Genomic DNA, 14,516 nt, shown 5'->3' on the forward strand with positions numbered 1-14,516 from the left:
TCAGTCCCCGAAGGTCACCTGCGGCAGCAGCTCGGCGATCGCCTCGCGGCTCACCCCGCCCTCGCGCAGCACGCGCAGCTCGCCGCCGTCCTCGCCGAGACCCGTCGCGTCGACGATCGTGGAGGCGACGCCGTCGCCCTCCGACTCGCCCGCCTCGAGGTAGACCGCGATAGAGTCGCCGAGCATCTCCTGCGCCCCCGCCGCGGTGCGGGCCGCGGGCTCGCCGGTCCGGTTGGCCGAGGAGACGGCGAGCGGCCCCGTCTCCTCGAGCAGCTCGAGTGCGAGCGGGTGGTTCGGGATCCGCAGTGCGACCGTGCCGCCGGTCTCGCCGAGATCCCAGCTCAGCGAGGGATTCGCCCGGGTGATGATGGTGAGCGCGCCCGGCCAGAAGGCCTCCGCGAGGCGGCTGAGGGGGGTCGTCACCTCAGCGGCGAGCGCGGCGAGGGTGTTCGTGTTCGGGATCAGCACCGGAGGCGGCGACTGTCGACCGCGCCCCTTGGCGTCGAGCAGCCGCTGCACGGCGTCCGGGGTGAAGGCGTCGGCCGCGACTCCGTAGACCGTGTCGGTGGGCATCACGACGAGCTCTCCCCGCCCGATCGCCCGGCGCGCGGTGCGCATGCCTGCGAGCAGCTGGGAACTATCGGAGCAATCGAACACCTCGGCCATAGCCCACCACTCTACTCCCGGCTGCCTCCCGCCGGCTGAGCGCACCGCCGCGCGAGGTCTCTCACCGCAGCGCGGTCGTGGCCCGATCGCGGCCAGCGAGATCGCGATGGGTCGCGGCCGCACGCCACCCGTCGGCGGTGAGCAGGCGGCGGATCGCCGACCCCTGGGTCTCCGCGTGCTCGAGCACCAGGCCGCCCCCGGCGCGCACGAGCTCCAGGCCGACGAGACTGATCGCGCGGATCAGGTCGAGTCCGTCCACCCCGCTGTAGAGCGCGAGCTCGGGGTCGTGGTCCCGCACCTCCGGGTCCCGCGGCACCATGTCCTGCGGCACATAGGGCGGATTGGAGACGAGCAGGTCGACGCGGCCGACGAGGTGCTCCAGCAGCCCGGGATCCCGGACGTCGCCGAGCAGCAGCTCGACCCGGCCGGCCCCCCACTCGTCCACGTTGCGCACGGCCCACGCGTGCGCCTCCCGGCTCTTCTCCACGGCCCAGACGCGCGCGGTCGGCACCTCGGTCGCGATCGCGAGCGCGATCGCACCGCTGCCGGTGCAGAGGTCGACGGCCAGGGGTTCGGCGGCGGGGACGGCCTGCAGCGCGTCGATCGCGAACTGCGCGACCGTCTCGGTCTCGGGCCGGGGCACGAACACGCCGGGGCCGACGGAGAGCTCGATCGAGCGGAACGGGGCCCGCCCCGTGAGATGCTGCAGCGGGATCCTGCGCGCCCGCTCCTCCGCGAGCTCGCGCGCCGCCCCTGCCCGTTCGCCGTCGACCGCCGAGCCGAGCACGGCGAGCGCCTGCACCCGCCCCCGGGACACCCCGAGCACGTGGCCGAGGATCAGCTCCGACTCGGTCGCGGGATCCTCGATCCCGCCCGCCTCGAGCACCGCCCGGAGCTCTCCGAGGAGCTCCTCCGCCCGACCTTCGTGCTCCGCGCCCCGCTCATTCACTCCCCCACTCTCCCACACCTCGGGACGACCGTCGGCCCGCGGCGACACCCGTCCCCGGCGTGCCCGGAGACGGTCCGGCCGGAGTCCGCCTCCCGGCCGCGGTATCCGGGACGCGACGATCCGGGTCCGGCCCGCCGATCCGCTGTAACACCGCGTCGCATCGCATAAGTTATCGATACCTCTCGGATAACTTCACGCTATAGTTTTCGGTGGCTCCAAACCGACTCCCCATCCACTCCAGAAGGAGATCGAAGCGCATGTCACGCACCTACGACAACATCACCCAGGCCTTCGGCAACACGCCCCTCGTGCGGCTCAACCGCGTCACCGAGGGCGCCGAGGCCGAGGTGTTCGCCAAGCTCGAGTTCTACAACCCCGCCGGATCCGTGAAGGACCGCATCGGCATCGCGATCATCGACGCCGCCGAGCAGTCGGGTGCGCTGCAGCCCGGCGGCACGATCGTCGAGGGCACGAGCGGCAACACCGGCATCGCGCTCGCCTTCGTCGGCGCGGCGCGCGGCTACCGCGTGATCCTCACCATGCCCGAGACGATGAGCATCGAGCGCCGCAAGCTGCTCGCCGCCTACGGCGCCGAGATCGTGCTCACCGAGGGCCCCCTCGGCATGAAGGGCGCGGTCGCGAAGGCCGAGGAGATCGCCGCGAACACCCCCGGCGCGATCCTCGCCCAGCAGTTCGCCAACCCGGCCAACCCCGCGATCCACCGCTCCACCACCGGCCCCGAGATCTGGAACGACACCGACGGCCAGGTCGACATCCTCGTCTCGGGCATCGGCACCGGCGGCACCATCACCGGCGCCGGCGGCTACCTCAAGGAGCAGAACCCGGACATCCGCGTCGTCGCGGTCGAGCCCATCGACTCGCCCCTGCTCACCGAGGGCAAGGCCGGCCCGCACAAGATCCAGGGCCTCGGCGCGAACTTCGTGCCGGAGATCCTCGACCGCGAGATCTACGACGAGGTCATCGACGTCACCCTGGCCGACTCGATCGCCAAGGCGCGCGCTCTCGGCACCGACGAGGGCATCCTCGCGGGCATCTCGGGCGGCGCCGCCGTGTGGGCCGCCGCCCAGGTGGCGAAGCGCCCCGAGAACGCCGGCAAGAAGATCGTGGTCGTGGTGCCCGACTTCGGCGAGCGCTACTTCTCCACGGTGCTGTTCGAGGACCTCGAGGTCTAGCATCTCCACGACGGCGGGCTCGCGCGGAAATCCTCTGCGCGAGCCCGCCGTTGCCGGAAGCATGGATCCGCAGCGGGCGTCCAGGCGCACCGGGAGCCGCTCCGGGGCGGCGTCGACGCGCCCCGGAGCGCGGATCCGCCCACTTGAGTTCGAAGGGTCGCAGTGAGCATCTTCTCCCGCATCCGCGAAGACATCGGCGCCGCGAAGGCCGGCGACCCCGCCGCACGCAGCAGCGTCTCGGTGTTCCTGATCTACTCGGGGCTGCACGCCGTCTGGTGGCACCGCGTCTCGCACGCCCTCTGGACGCGCGGCCTGAGGTTCCTCCCCCGCGCGCTCTCCCAGCTCGTGCGCTTCTTCACCGGTATCGAGATCCACCCCGGCGCCACGATCGGCCGACGCCTCTTCATCGACCACGGCATGGGCGTGGTGATCGGCGAGACCGCCGTGGTGGGCGACGACGTGCTGATCTACCACGGCGTGACGCTCGGCGGCACGGGGCACAGCCGCGGCAAGCGCCATCCCACGATCGGCGACCGCGTGATCCTCGGCGCCGGCGCGAAGGTGCTCGGCAACATCGAGCTGGGTCACGACAGCGCGGTCGGCTCGAACGCCGTCGTGGTGCACTCCGCGCAGCCGTGGACCACGCTCACCGGCATCCCCGCCCAGGGACGGCCCCGCCGCGGGGCGCCCCTCGCCGAGACCCCGGATCTCGCGGACTTCTACGTCATCTGAAGCTCGCTGGGCGAGGCTGCCCCGCCGGGGGCATCGCACGGCGGCATCATCCGCGCACCGCGGGGCGTCAGCGCAGACGCCGTCCGTGCTCCTCCATCCAGCCCTTCGTGCGGCGCTGCTCGATCACGATCATCGTGATCCCCAGCAGCCAGAACGGGATCTGCACCGCGAAGGCCACCTTGAACGCGCCGAGCGAGTAGTGCTCCGGTGATCCCGCGCCCTGGAGATCGAGCACCAGCCCGACGAGCACGATCACGAGCAGCGAGGCGGTGAATCCGGCGGTGTTCACGAGACCGGTGCCGAAACCCGTGAAGCTGCGGGGGGTGTGCGACCGCGACACCTCGAAGGCGATCATCGACGCCGGGCCGCCGAGCGGCATCACCACGAGCAGCAGGATCAGCAGCCACATCGGGGGCGCGCCCGGCCAGAGCAGCACCGCGATCCACACCGCCGCGATCGACACCGTGATGCCCACGTTGATCCAGACGCGGCGCTCCACGAAGCGGGAGCTGATCGGCCCGAGCATCAGGCCCGCCAGCATCGACGAGATCACCGTGAGGCTGAGCAGCCCGCCCGCCGCCGGCTGCGAGAGGCCCACTCCGCCCACCAGGAACGGTGTGCCCCACAGCAGGATGAACACGTTCGCGGCGAAGGGCGAGGTGAAGTGCACCCAGTACGCGAGCCGCACGCCGGGGATCCGCAGCAGCCGTCGCGCGCGCGACCAGAAGCCCAGGCCGCGCATCCGCGGCTCCTTCATGACGGGGATCAGCTCGGTGGCCGGCGGCGCCATCTCGACGACGCCGGTGGCCGGCGGAGTGGCGAGGGATCGCGCCTCCCGGCTGAGGCGGCCCTGGCGGCCGATCAGGTGCTCGAAGAGGGTGCTGTCGCCGGGCCGGTTGCGCAGCACGAGCGCACCGAGGATCGCGACGAGCAGTCCGACCGCGGCGACGCCGAGGAAGCCGTTCGTCCAGCCCGCCACGCTCACGAGCAGCGCGAGCGGAGTCACCGAGACCAGCTGGCCCGCCTGCCCGATGAGGCCCGTGAACTGGCTCACCGTCGGCAGCTGCCGCACCGCGAACCACTCGGGCAGGATGCGCATCACGCTGATGAAGGTGCAGGCGTCGCCCGCCCCGACCAGCACGCGGGCGAGGATCGCGAGGCTCACATCGGGTGCGGTCGCCATGACCGTCTGCCCGATGATCATGAGCACTCCGCCGCCGAGGATCATGTTCGTCGATCCGAAGCGGTCGAGCAGCACGCCCACCGGGATCTGCAGCCCGGCGTACACGACGAGCTGGATCATCGCGAACATGGACAGCGTGGTCGCGTCGATGCCGAAGTGGTCCTGCGCCGCGGGCCCGAGCGCCGAGAGCGACGACCGGTTGATGATGGCGACCGCGTAGGCGAGCGCCGCGACCCCCCAGACGACCCAGGGAAGCAGGGGTCGAGCGGTTCGCATGTGCTCCATGCTATCGGCCCGGGTCGCTCCTCCCGGCATGCCGGGCGGGGGGGGGTGGCGGAGCGGGCGGAGCGCTGCGGGCCGCGCTCAGTCGCGGGGCGGCAGCGGCGGTCCGTCGGGGAAGTCGCTCCGGGTGAGGTCGAGGAAGAGCGCGTCCTCGAGCTGTCCGCCCGGGCGCACCTGGTAGTCCCGCAGCACGCCGATGCGGCGGAAGCCCAGGCGCTCGTAGCTGCGGATCGCGCCCTCGTTGTGGACGTTCGGGTCGAGGGTGACGCGGCTGATGCCGTCGGCGAACTCGGCGCGGATCGCGAGTGCGAGCGCCTCCTCGCCGATGCGGCGGCCTCGGAAGCGGGTGCCGAGGAAGAGGTGCATCACAGTGGTCGGGTACTCGGGATCCTCGCCCCGCAGCACGTACATCGCGCCCGCGCACTCCCCCTCGACCTCGATGATGCGCGTGGTGTCGGGAGCCTCGATGAACTCCTCCCGCACGCGCTCCGGCGTATAGCCGACCCACCACACGGCCACCTCGGGTTCGGCGAGGATCGCGAGGAGCGGCTCGAGGTCCGCGTCGCGCGGCGCGCGCAAGGTGACGAGGGGGCCGACGATGGGGGCTTCGAGCGGAGCGGAGGCGGTCATGGTCTCATGATAGGGCCGCGGGAGCGCAGCCGCGCGCGCCGGCCCCCTCCGGAGACGACGGCGCCCCGGGGCGGCGCGATGCCACCCCGGGGCGCGGAACTCCGACGGCTACTGCCCGAGCGCCTTCAACCGGTCCTCCTCGTCCATGCGGATGCAGGACTCGATGACGGGATCCAGAGCGCCGTTCATCACGGCGTCGAGGTTGTAGGCCTTGTAGCCCGTGCGGTGATCGGCGATGCGGTTCTCCGGGAAGTTGTACGTGCGGATGCGCTCCGAGCGATCCATGGTGCGGATCTGGCTGGAGCGGTGCGCCGACGCCTCGGCCGCGGCCTCCTCGGCCTGCCGCGCGAGCAGCCGGGCCCGGAGCACGCGCATCGCGGCCTCGCGGTTCTGCAGCTGCGACTTCTCGTTCTGCATCGCGACCACGATTCCCGTGGGCAGGTGGGTGATGCGCACGGCGGAGTCGGTCGTGTTGACCGACTGGCCGCCGGGGCCCGAGGAGCGGTAGACGTCGATCTTGAGGTCGTTCTGGTTGATCTCGACCTCCTCGGGCTCGTCCACCTCGGGGTACACGAGCACGCCCGTGGTCGAGGTGTGGATGCGGCCCTGCGACTCGGTGACGGGCACGCGCTGCACGCGGTGCACGCCGCCCTCGTACTTGAGGTGCGCCCACACGCCCTGCGACGGATCAGTCGCGTTCGACTTGATCGCGACCTGCACGTTCTTGTACCCGCCGAGATCGCTCTCGTCGGCCTCGAGCATCTCGGTCTTCCAGCCCTTGGACTCCGCGTAGTGCATGTACATGCGCAGCAGATCGGCGCCGAAGAGCGCCGACTCCGCGCCGCCCTCGCCGCCCTTGATCTCGAGGATCACGTCGCGCGCGTCATCGGGATCGCGCGGGATCAGCAGCCGTCGCACCTTCTCCTGGGCGTCGGCCAGACCGGTCTCGAGATCCGGGATCTCCTCGGCGAAGGCGTCGTCCTCCTTGGCCAGCTCGCGAGCCGCCTCGAGGTCGTCGCCCAGCTGCTGCCACTGCTCGTAGGCGGCCTTGATCTTGCTGAGCTCGGCGTAGCGCCGGTTCACCTTCTTGGCGCGCGCGGCATCGGCGTGCAACGCGGGGTCGGCGAGCTCCTCCTGCAGCTGCTCGTGCTCGACGAGCAGCTGCTCGACCTGCTCGAACATCAGAACTTGCCGGAGCGCTGGATCTCGGCGAGCAGTGCCGCGTTCGACTCGGTGGCGCGCAGGCGCTCGAGCACCTTCTCGGAGGCGTCGTCGTCGCTCAGCGCCGCGCGGATGGTCGAGAGCACCGCGGCCTCGCCGGCACCCAGCATCGCGTCGGCGTTGCGGGTGTTCGACGCCGAGAGGTCGACGGCCGGGGCGACGCCGGGCAGCGACTTCTCGAAGCGGATCTCGTTGTTGACCACGGCGCGCACCTCGCGCAGCAGCATCTTGTCGGCGTCGATCCCGGTCTTCGCGTGCACGGTGGCGAGCACGGTGAGCGAGCCGCCGTTCTCCACGTTGCGAGCCGCCGCGAGCAGGCGCTTGATCTGGCCGAGCGCGAACTCGTCGATCTCGTCGAGGCCGGGGCGGGCGGCGGTGTGCTGCGCCTGCGCGTAGGCCCGAGCCAGGCGGTTCAGCGAGTCGACCAGCACGACCACGTCGTGGCCGAGCTCGACCAGGCGCTTGGCGCGCTCGACCGCCAGCTCCGCGATCGTGGCCTGATCCTCGGCGGGCCGGTCGAAGGCGGCGACGACGACCTCGCCGGGGATGGTGCGCTGCAGCTGCGTGGCCTCTTCGGGCTGCGCGTCGGCGAGCACGAGCATGAGGTGGGCCTCGGGCCGGTTCGCACTGACGGCCTGCGCCAGCTCGGCGAGCACGGGCACCCCCGCCTGGCGGGCGGGCAGCACCAGCAGGCTGCGCTGGCCGAGGCCGATGGGGGCGGCGACGTCGATCGCGCGGCCCAGCAGGCGGTCGGCCGTCGTCTCCAGGCGCAGGCGCTCCTGCGGGAAGACGGGCGTCAGCTCCGCGATGTCGGAGCGCTTCTCGTTCTCCTCGACCGGACGGGCGTTGACGCTGTCGATCTTGACGATCGCGTTGTACTTCTGACGCCCCCCGCTCTCGCCATCCCGGGGCTGCCTGATGGCCCCGACCACGGCGTCGCCGCGACGGAGGCCGTACTTCTTGACCTGGCCGAGCGAGACGTACACGTCGCTCGTGCCGGGCAGGTAGCCGCTCGTGCGCACGAAGGCGTAGTTGTCGAGCACGTCGAGGATGCCCGCGATGGGCAGCAGCACGTCGTCCTCGGTGATCTCGGGCTCGAGGTCGTCGCTCTGACCGCGGCGCTTGCGATCGCGCTGGCGCGTGCGGCTGGAGCGCGACGCGCTGTCGCCGTTCTTGTCGCCCTTGTCGCCGCCGTTCTGCTGCGACTGGCCGCGGCCCTTGCCCTCGTCGTTCGCGGTGCTCTGGTCGCCGGCGTCGGCCGGCTCGGCGGCCTCGCCCTTCTGCCCGCGGCCGCGGCCGCGGCGATTGCGGCCCGGCTTCTCGCCGTCGCCGGCGGCCTGCTCGCCCTCGGGCTTCGCACTCTCGGACTTCGCGCCCTCGGCTTCGGCCTGCTCGCCCTCGGGGGCGGCCTCGGCGGACTGGGCGCGACGGTTGCGGCCGCGCTTGGCCGGAGCGGCCTCGGCCTGCTCGGCGGCGGGCTCGGAGGCATCGGCGGCGGGAGCCTGCGCCGCGGGGGCCTCGCTCGCAGCGGTCTCGCCCGCAGCCGCCTGGTCGGCGGAAGCCTCGGCAGCGGGTGCCTCGGGCGCGTCGGCAGCCTTCTTCCGGCTGCGCGTCGCGCGCTTCTTCGGAGCCTCGGCAGGGGCGTCCCCGGTCGCAGCCTCGGCATCCGCGGCGGCCGGTGCGGCGGCATCGCTCGCGGCGGCATCGCTCGCGGCGGCATCGCTCGCGGCGTCGGCCGCAGGGGTCTCGGCCTTCTTCCGGCTCCGGGTCGCGCGCTTCTTCGGCGCCTCCGCAGCCGGGGTCTCCGCAGCCGTCGCCTCGGCAGCGGCGGCCGGAGCCTCCGTCGCGGGCGCGCCCGCGGTCGGAGCGGCGTCGGCGGCCGGGGCGGCCTCGACCGCCACGGTCTCGCTGGTGGCACCCGCGGCAGCGGTCACCCGGCGCGAAGCGCGCCGGCGCACCGGCGCGGTCTCCTCTGCGGGCGTGCTGGTGGTGGTCTCTTCGTTCGTTTCCACGTTCTTCCTCTCGGAACGGCGCCGGAACAGCGTGCGCATTCGGCCTCGCCTTCCCGCGCTCATGCACAGGTGTGCGTTTCGGGATCACCGGACGAAATGGTCTCGGTGAGGAAATCGATCCACATCCCACGATGGTGAAGCGAGCGGCGATTGCTCACTGCCCGGAGTCTCCGCCCGTGATTCGCACGGGAACCGTCTCGGTCTCGGCGGCACGGACGCACGCGGTTATGACGGGATCGACTCCACTGTAGCACCCTTCGTGTCGACCGCCAGGATCAGCGATCGCCAGTCCTCGTGGCGCTCGGCGACGAGATCCGCCGCGCCGAGGCGCTCGGCCGGACTGTTCGCGAGCACGAGGATCGAGGGGCCGGCGCCGGAGACCACGGCGGGGTGGCCGGCGGCCCGCAGCTCGCCGATCAGGTCGCGGGTGGCGGGCATGGCGTCGCCGCGGTAGTCCTGGTGCAGGCGGTCCTCGGTGGCCTCGAGCAGCAGTTCGGGGCTCTGCGTGAGTGCCGCGATGAGCAGCGCCGAGCGCGACACGTTGAACACCGCGTCCTCGTGCGGCACGTGCTTCGGCTGGAGGCTGCGGGCCAGCTCGGTCGACATGGTGAAGCTCGGCACGAGCACGAGCGGCGCGACCCCGCGGTGCACCATCAGCTTCTTGAAGCGCGGGCCCTGCTCGGTGGTCCAGGCGATCGTGAGCCCGCCGAAGAGCGCCGGCGCGACGTTGTCGGGGTGCCCCTCCAGCTCGGTCGCGAAGGCGAGCAGCTCGTCCTCGCTCAGCTCGATCGGGTCGGCCGGGTCGCTCTGCAGCAGGCCGGCGGCGATCATCACGCCCGCGACGATCGCCGATCCCGAAGATCCCATCCCCCGGCCGTGGGGGATGCGGTTGCGGGCCTCGACCTCGAGTCCCGGCACGGGACGCCCGAGCCGCTCGAAGACGTGCGCGGCCGAGCGCACCACCAGGTTCGACGCGTCGGAGGGCACCTCCCCCTCGCCGACCCCGGTCACGTGCACGGTGGCGCCCGGTTCCTCGCGGGTCGTCGCCACGAGTTCGTCGCCGTAGGCGAGCGCGATGCCGAGCGTGTCGAAGCCGGGGCCGAGGTTGGCGCTGGTCGCCGGCACGCGCACGCGCACGGAGCGGGCGGCCTGCGGCGCGGATCCCGCGCTCACTCGTTGCCCTCCAGCCGCAGCACGCTGGTGACGTCCAGCACCATGTCGGCGGCCCGCAGCGCGTCGACGGTCGCGGCGAGGTCGGCCTCGCGCGCGACGTGCGTGCCGATGACGAGCGAGGCCCGCGCCTCGGCGCCCTGCGCCACCGACTGCTCGACGCTCGCCGCCGAGACGCCGTGCTCGGCGAGGATGCCGGCGATGCCCGCGAGCACACCCGGCTCGTCGCGCACCTCGAGCATGATCTGGTAGGCCGTGTTGACCTCTCCCACCGGCAGGATCGGCAGCTCGGCGTGCAGCGACCCGGCGATGCCCGGGCCGCCGACGACGTGCCGGCGCGCCGCTGAGACCAGGTCGCCCAGCACGGCCGAGGCGGTCTCGGCGCCGCCCGCGCCCGCGCCGTAGAACATGAGCTCGCCGGCGGCCTCGGCCTCGACGAAGACGGCGTTCTTGCCCTCGTGCACCGCGGCGAGGGGGTGATCGCGGCGGATGAGCGCCGGGTACACCCGCGCCGAGACGCCGTCCACCCCGTCGGCCGAGGTGATGCGCTCGGCGATGGCGAGCAGCTTGATCACGTAGCCGGCGTTCTTCGCGGCCTCGACCTGCTCCGCGGTGATCCCGGTGATGCCCTCGCGGTGCACCGCGTCGACGGGCACCTCGGTGTGGAACGCGATGCTCGCGAGGATCGTGGCCTTCTGCGCGGCGTCGTAGCCCTCGACGTCGAGCGTCGGATCGGCCTCGAGGAAGCCGAGCTCGCTCGCCACCCGCGCGGCGTCCTCGGCGCTGTCGCCGAAGCGGTCCATGCGGTCGAGGATGTAGTTCGTGGAGCCGTTGACGATGCCCATCACCCGGGTGATGTGGTCGCCCGCGAGGCTCTCGCGCAGGGGGCGCAGGATCGGGATCGCCGCGGCGACGGCCGCCTCGTAGGAGAGCTGCGCGCCCACCTGCTCGGCCGCGTCGAAGAGCTCGGGGCCGTGCTCGGCGAGGAGGGCCTTGTTGGCGGTCACCACGTCGGCGCCGCCCTGCAGCGCCTGCGTGATGAGCGTGCGGGCCGGCTCGATGCCGCCCATGAGCTCGATCACGATGTCGGCCCCCTGCACCAGACGCTCGGCGTCCGTGGTGAAGAGCTCCCTCGGCAGCTCGACGTCGCGCGGGGAGTCGAGGTTGCGCACCGCGATGCCGGAGAGCGTCAGGCGCGCACCGATCCGCGCGGCGAGCTCGTCGCCGTGCTCGAGGATCAGCCTGGCCACCTGTGCTCCGACCGAGCCGCAGCCCAGCAGCGCAACACGCAGATCGCGGTACCCGTTCACTTGGTTTCTCCGTTCGTGTGTTCGTCCTGTCCGAAGACGCTCTTCGCGAGCAGCTCGTCCTCGGTCTCACCGCGCACGATGAGCCGCGAGCCGCCGTCGCGCACCGCCACGACCGGCGGTCGCGGCACGTAGTTGTAGTTGCTGGAGAGCGACCAGCAGTAGGCCCCGGTCGCCGCGACGGCCAGGGTGTCGCCCGGGCGCACGTCGCCGGGCAGCAGGTCGCGCTGCACCACGATGTCGCCGGCCTCGCAGTGCTTGCCCACCACGCGCACGAGCGCCGGCTCGGCCTCGCTCGGCCGGTTCGCGATGCGCACCTGGTAGTCGGCGCCGTAGAGCGCGGGCCGGGCGTTGTCGCTCATGCCGCCGTCGACGCTCACGTAGAGCCGTTCCGGGTAGCCGAGGTCGGCGGGATCGGCGGCGGCGTCGGAGCCGGCCAGCTGCACCGCCTTCGTGGTGCCCACCGTGTACAGCGTCACGCCGGCCTGGCCGATGATCACGCGCCCGGGCTCGAAGGCGAGCCGCGGCACGGCGACCCCGAACTCCTCCGCGCTCGCGGCGACGATGTCGGCCAGTTCGCGGGCGATGTCGGCGATCGCGGGGGTCTCGTCGGCCTGGGCGCTCGTGTAGGCGATGCCGAAGCCGCCGCCGAGATTGAGCTCGGGGATCGGGCCGCCCGCGAGCCGCTCGAGCTCGGGGTACGCGCCCAGCAGCCGCCTGGCGGATTCGCGGAAGCCGTCGGTGGCGAAGATCTGGGAGCCGATGTGGCAGTGCAGGCCGACGAAGTCGAGGCCGTCGTGGGCGAGGATCGCCGCGACGAGGCGCGGGGCCTCTTCGAGCGGCTGGCCGAACTTCTGATCCTCGTGCGAGGTGGCGAGGAAGTCGTGGGTCGAGGCGTGCACGCCGCTGTTGACCCGCAGCCGCACGCGCTGCCGCACGCCCGCAGCTGCGGCCGCCGCGGCGACGCGCTCGGTCTCGACCTCGCTGTCGATGATGATGGTGCCGACCCCGGCCTCGACCGCGCGCGCGATCTCGCGCTCGGACTTGTTGTTGCCGTGGAACCCGATGCGCGCGGGGTCGACTCCGGCCGCGAGCGCCACGGCGAGTTCGCCGCCGCTCGCGACGTCGATGGCGAGCCCTTCCTCGGTCATCCAGCGCATCACCTCGACGCAGCTGAAGGCCTTGCCGGCGTAGTAGACCGTCGCGGTGGTGCCGATCCGCTCCGCTTCGCGCTGCAGGGCCTCGCGCACCTCGCGCGCCCGATCCCGCGCCGCCTGCTCATCGACCACGTACAGCGGCGATCCGTACCGTTCCGTGAGCTCGGTCGCTCGGATGCCGGCGAGCTTGAGCTGCCCGCACTCGCGGCCGCGGCGGGCGGTGGGCGGGAAGACGCGCGGGTCGATGGCGTTGGGATCTGCAGCGGCCTGCGTCTGCGTCATCGTTCGCTCCTGGTGGTCTGCGTGCTGCGGATCGGCCGGGCTGCGCCGGCCGACGGTCTGAGTGGCGTTCGTGGGCGCTCGCGGAGCCGGGGAACGGCTGATGGCGAGCGGACCCGGTTTGGCCCCTGAAGCCGTGCGAACAGAGGCGCGGGCCTCTCAGAACGAACCAGATCAGTGTAGCGTGCCGCATATGCGCGCGGTCTCCGTGCGACCGCGGCCCGCCGGAGGGGCGTGCGGGGGCAGGCGAACGGGCCGGCCGCGGAGACGCGACCGGCCCGTTCGAGCGGCTGTTCGATCAGCCGACGCCCTCGAGCATCTCGGTGTGGGTGTTGCCGACGTTCTCGAGCACTTCCGGCCGGTTGGCCTTGATCCACCAGAACCGGATGAACGCGAGCAGCATGGTCCCGACGAAGAGGTACGGGATCACGTTGAGCGGGAACGCCGGGACGGGCCAGACGTTGGCGAAGAAGACGTAGGCCATCGCCACGACCGCGATCAGGGCGCAGATGCGCACCAGTGCGCTCGGCATGCCCATGCGGCGCGTGTAGATGACGCCGGCGATCGCCACGAGCGCGTAGGCCACCATGTAGCCGTACGTGCCGTAGGTGTCGACCCAGACCACGATGTCCATCGGGTGGGTGCCCATGAGCAGCAGGATGATGTCGAGCACGATCGCCGCAGGACCCGCGATGAGCAGCACCCGGTGCGGCGTGAGGTGGGTCTCGTGGGTGCGCCCGAAGCGCTCCGGCGCGATGCCCTCCTTGCCCATCACGTAGATGATGCGTCCCACGACGTTGAGCGGGGCCACGACCACGGCGAAGAACGACGCCGCCACGCCGAACACGAGGATCGGGGCGAACCAGACCGGCATGCCGATGCGGTCGTTGATCGCCTGCAGCGGGCTCGCCACCTCACCCAGCTCGTCGCCGAGCACGGCGATCTGCGTGTAGGCGGCGAAGACGTACAGCACGCCCACGACCACGGCGCTCCACATGATCGCGCGCGGGATCGCGGTGTGCGGGTTGCGGGCCTCGCGACCGAGGGCGTCGGCCGACGAGAAGCCGACGAATCCGAGGATGCCGAGCACCATGCCCGCGGCGACCCCCTGGAACGGCACGCCCTCGAACGAGAACTGCGAGGGGTCCCAGGCGTCGGGGCCGAGCCAGACGAGCGCCGCCACGAGCAGCACGACGATGATGAAGACCGACACGAGCTCGAGCACCAGCGACACGCGGGCGGAGATGCGGATCCCGCGGATCGTGAAGAAGGTGGCGAGTCCGCCGATGACCACCGTCAGCACGATCAGCCAGACGGTGCCCGTGGCGGGGATCCCGAACAGCTGCAGCAGGTCGGACGCGTACGACACGGCACCCCCGAGGGAGCCCGCGGCGATGCCCCACGAGCCGATCAGTAGCGCGACGCCCGCGGCGAAGGCGCCGGTGGGCCCGAGTCCCTTCGAGACGTAGGTGTAGAGCGAGCCGGCGGAGGCGTGCCTGCGGGCGAACACCGAGACGATGTAGCCGACGCAGAGGATCACGACGGTGGCGAGCCCGAAGGCCAGCATGGTGCCGTTGCCCGCGCCGAGGAAGATCGCGGCGGCGGTGAAGGCGATGACCGCGCTCGGCGCGATGCTGGCGATGGCCTGGGCCGCGAGCTCGGGACCGGACATCACCCCCTCGCGCAGGCCGGCGTCGACCTTCCGTTCTGTGGTCTGGGTCATGTTCTCTCCTTC

Annotated in this window: 12 protein-coding genes; 2 read left to right on the forward strand and 10 right to left on the reverse strand. The window is 72.2% G+C overall.

What is annotated here, in order from left to right; genetic code table 11:
* Together ACWKZU_RS00360 and prmC are read right to left on the reverse strand one after the other, a co-directional pair.
* Positions 1 to 666 (reverse strand): L-threonylcarbamoyladenylate synthase, encoded by a 666-nt coding sequence (locus ACWKZU_RS00360; RefSeq protein WP_449280406.1) that lies wholly within the window; start codon positions 664 to 666, stop codon positions 1 to 3.
* 61 nt (positions 667 to 727) lie between these two features.
* Positions 728 to 1,615, reverse strand: a complete 888-nt coding sequence (prmC, locus tag ACWKZU_RS00365) for a peptide chain release factor N(5)-glutamine methyltransferase (protein WP_449280407.1) — start codon at positions 1,613 to 1,615, stop codon at positions 728 to 730.
* Positions 1,616 to 1,872: 257 nt separating this feature from the next.
* On the opposite strand from prmC, the gene cysK reads away from it, so the two are divergent.
* Together cysK and cysE are read left to right on the forward strand one after the other, a co-directional pair.
* Positions 1,873 to 2,808, forward strand: coding sequence for a cysteine synthase A (gene cysK / locus ACWKZU_RS00370; RefSeq protein ID WP_449280408.1), 936 nt, complete (start codon positions 1,873 to 1,875; stop codon positions 2,806 to 2,808).
* Positions 2,809 to 2,970: 162 nt separating this feature from the next.
* Positions 2,971 to 3,540: a serine O-acetyltransferase gene (gene cysE / locus ACWKZU_RS00375; RefSeq protein ID WP_449280409.1), complete on the forward strand. Its 570-nt coding sequence runs from the start codon at positions 2,971 to 2,973 to the stop codon at positions 3,538 to 3,540.
* A 67-nt stretch (positions 3,541 to 3,607) separates the two neighbouring features.
* Here the strand turns inward: cysE and ACWKZU_RS00380 are convergent, their stop codons facing one another.
* From ACWKZU_RS00380 to ACWKZU_RS00415, 8 genes are all read right to left on the reverse strand, one after another.
* Complete coding sequence (locus ACWKZU_RS00380) at positions 3,608 to 4,999, reverse strand: MFS transporter (RefSeq protein WP_449280410.1); 1,392 nt, start codon at positions 4,997 to 4,999, stop codon at positions 3,608 to 3,610.
* Between the two features lie 87 nt (positions 5,000 to 5,086).
* On the reverse strand, positions 5,087 to 5,635 hold the full coding sequence (locus tag ACWKZU_RS00385; RefSeq protein ID WP_449280411.1) for a GNAT family N-acetyltransferase: 549 nt from the start codon (positions 5,633 to 5,635) through the stop codon (positions 5,087 to 5,089).
* Between the two features lie 108 nt (positions 5,636 to 5,743).
* Positions 5,744 to 6,817 carry a peptide chain release factor 1 gene (gene prfA / locus ACWKZU_RS00390; RefSeq protein WP_449280412.1) on the reverse strand — a complete coding sequence of 358 codons (1,074 nt, stop codon included), beginning with the start codon at positions 6,815 to 6,817 and terminating at the stop codon, positions 5,744 to 5,746.
* Positions 6,817 to 8,868 (reverse strand): transcription termination factor Rho, encoded by a 2,052-nt coding sequence (rho, locus tag ACWKZU_RS00395; RefSeq protein ID WP_449280413.1) that lies wholly within the window; start codon positions 8,866 to 8,868, stop codon positions 6,817 to 6,819. Before rho ends, prfA begins: the two co-directional genes overlap by 1 nt.
* Before the next feature lie 225 nt (positions 8,869 to 9,093).
* Positions 9,094 to 10,041 carry a homoserine kinase gene (thrB, locus tag ACWKZU_RS00400; protein ID WP_449280414.1) on the reverse strand — a complete coding sequence of 316 codons (948 nt, stop codon included), beginning with the start codon at positions 10,039 to 10,041 and terminating at the stop codon, positions 9,094 to 9,096.
* Positions 10,038 to 11,348, reverse strand: coding sequence for a homoserine dehydrogenase (locus tag ACWKZU_RS00405; protein ID WP_449280415.1), 1,311 nt, complete (start codon positions 11,346 to 11,348; stop codon positions 10,038 to 10,040). Before ACWKZU_RS00405 ends, thrB begins: the two co-directional genes overlap by 4 nt.
* Positions 11,345 to 12,784 (reverse strand): diaminopimelate decarboxylase, encoded by a 1,440-nt coding sequence (gene lysA, locus ACWKZU_RS00410; protein WP_449280416.1) that lies wholly within the window; start codon positions 12,782 to 12,784, stop codon positions 11,345 to 11,347. The genes ACWKZU_RS00405 and lysA overlap by 4 nt, the downstream gene beginning before the upstream one ends.
* A 295-nt stretch (positions 12,785 to 13,079) precedes the next feature.
* Positions 13,080 to 14,504: an APC family permease gene (locus ACWKZU_RS00415; RefSeq protein WP_449280417.1), complete on the reverse strand. Its 1,425-nt coding sequence runs from the start codon at positions 14,502 to 14,504 to the stop codon at positions 13,080 to 13,082.
* Between the last annotated feature and the right edge of the window lie 12 nt (positions 14,505 to 14,516).

The sequence above is a fragment of the Leucobacter sp. genome, assembly GCF_053528595.1.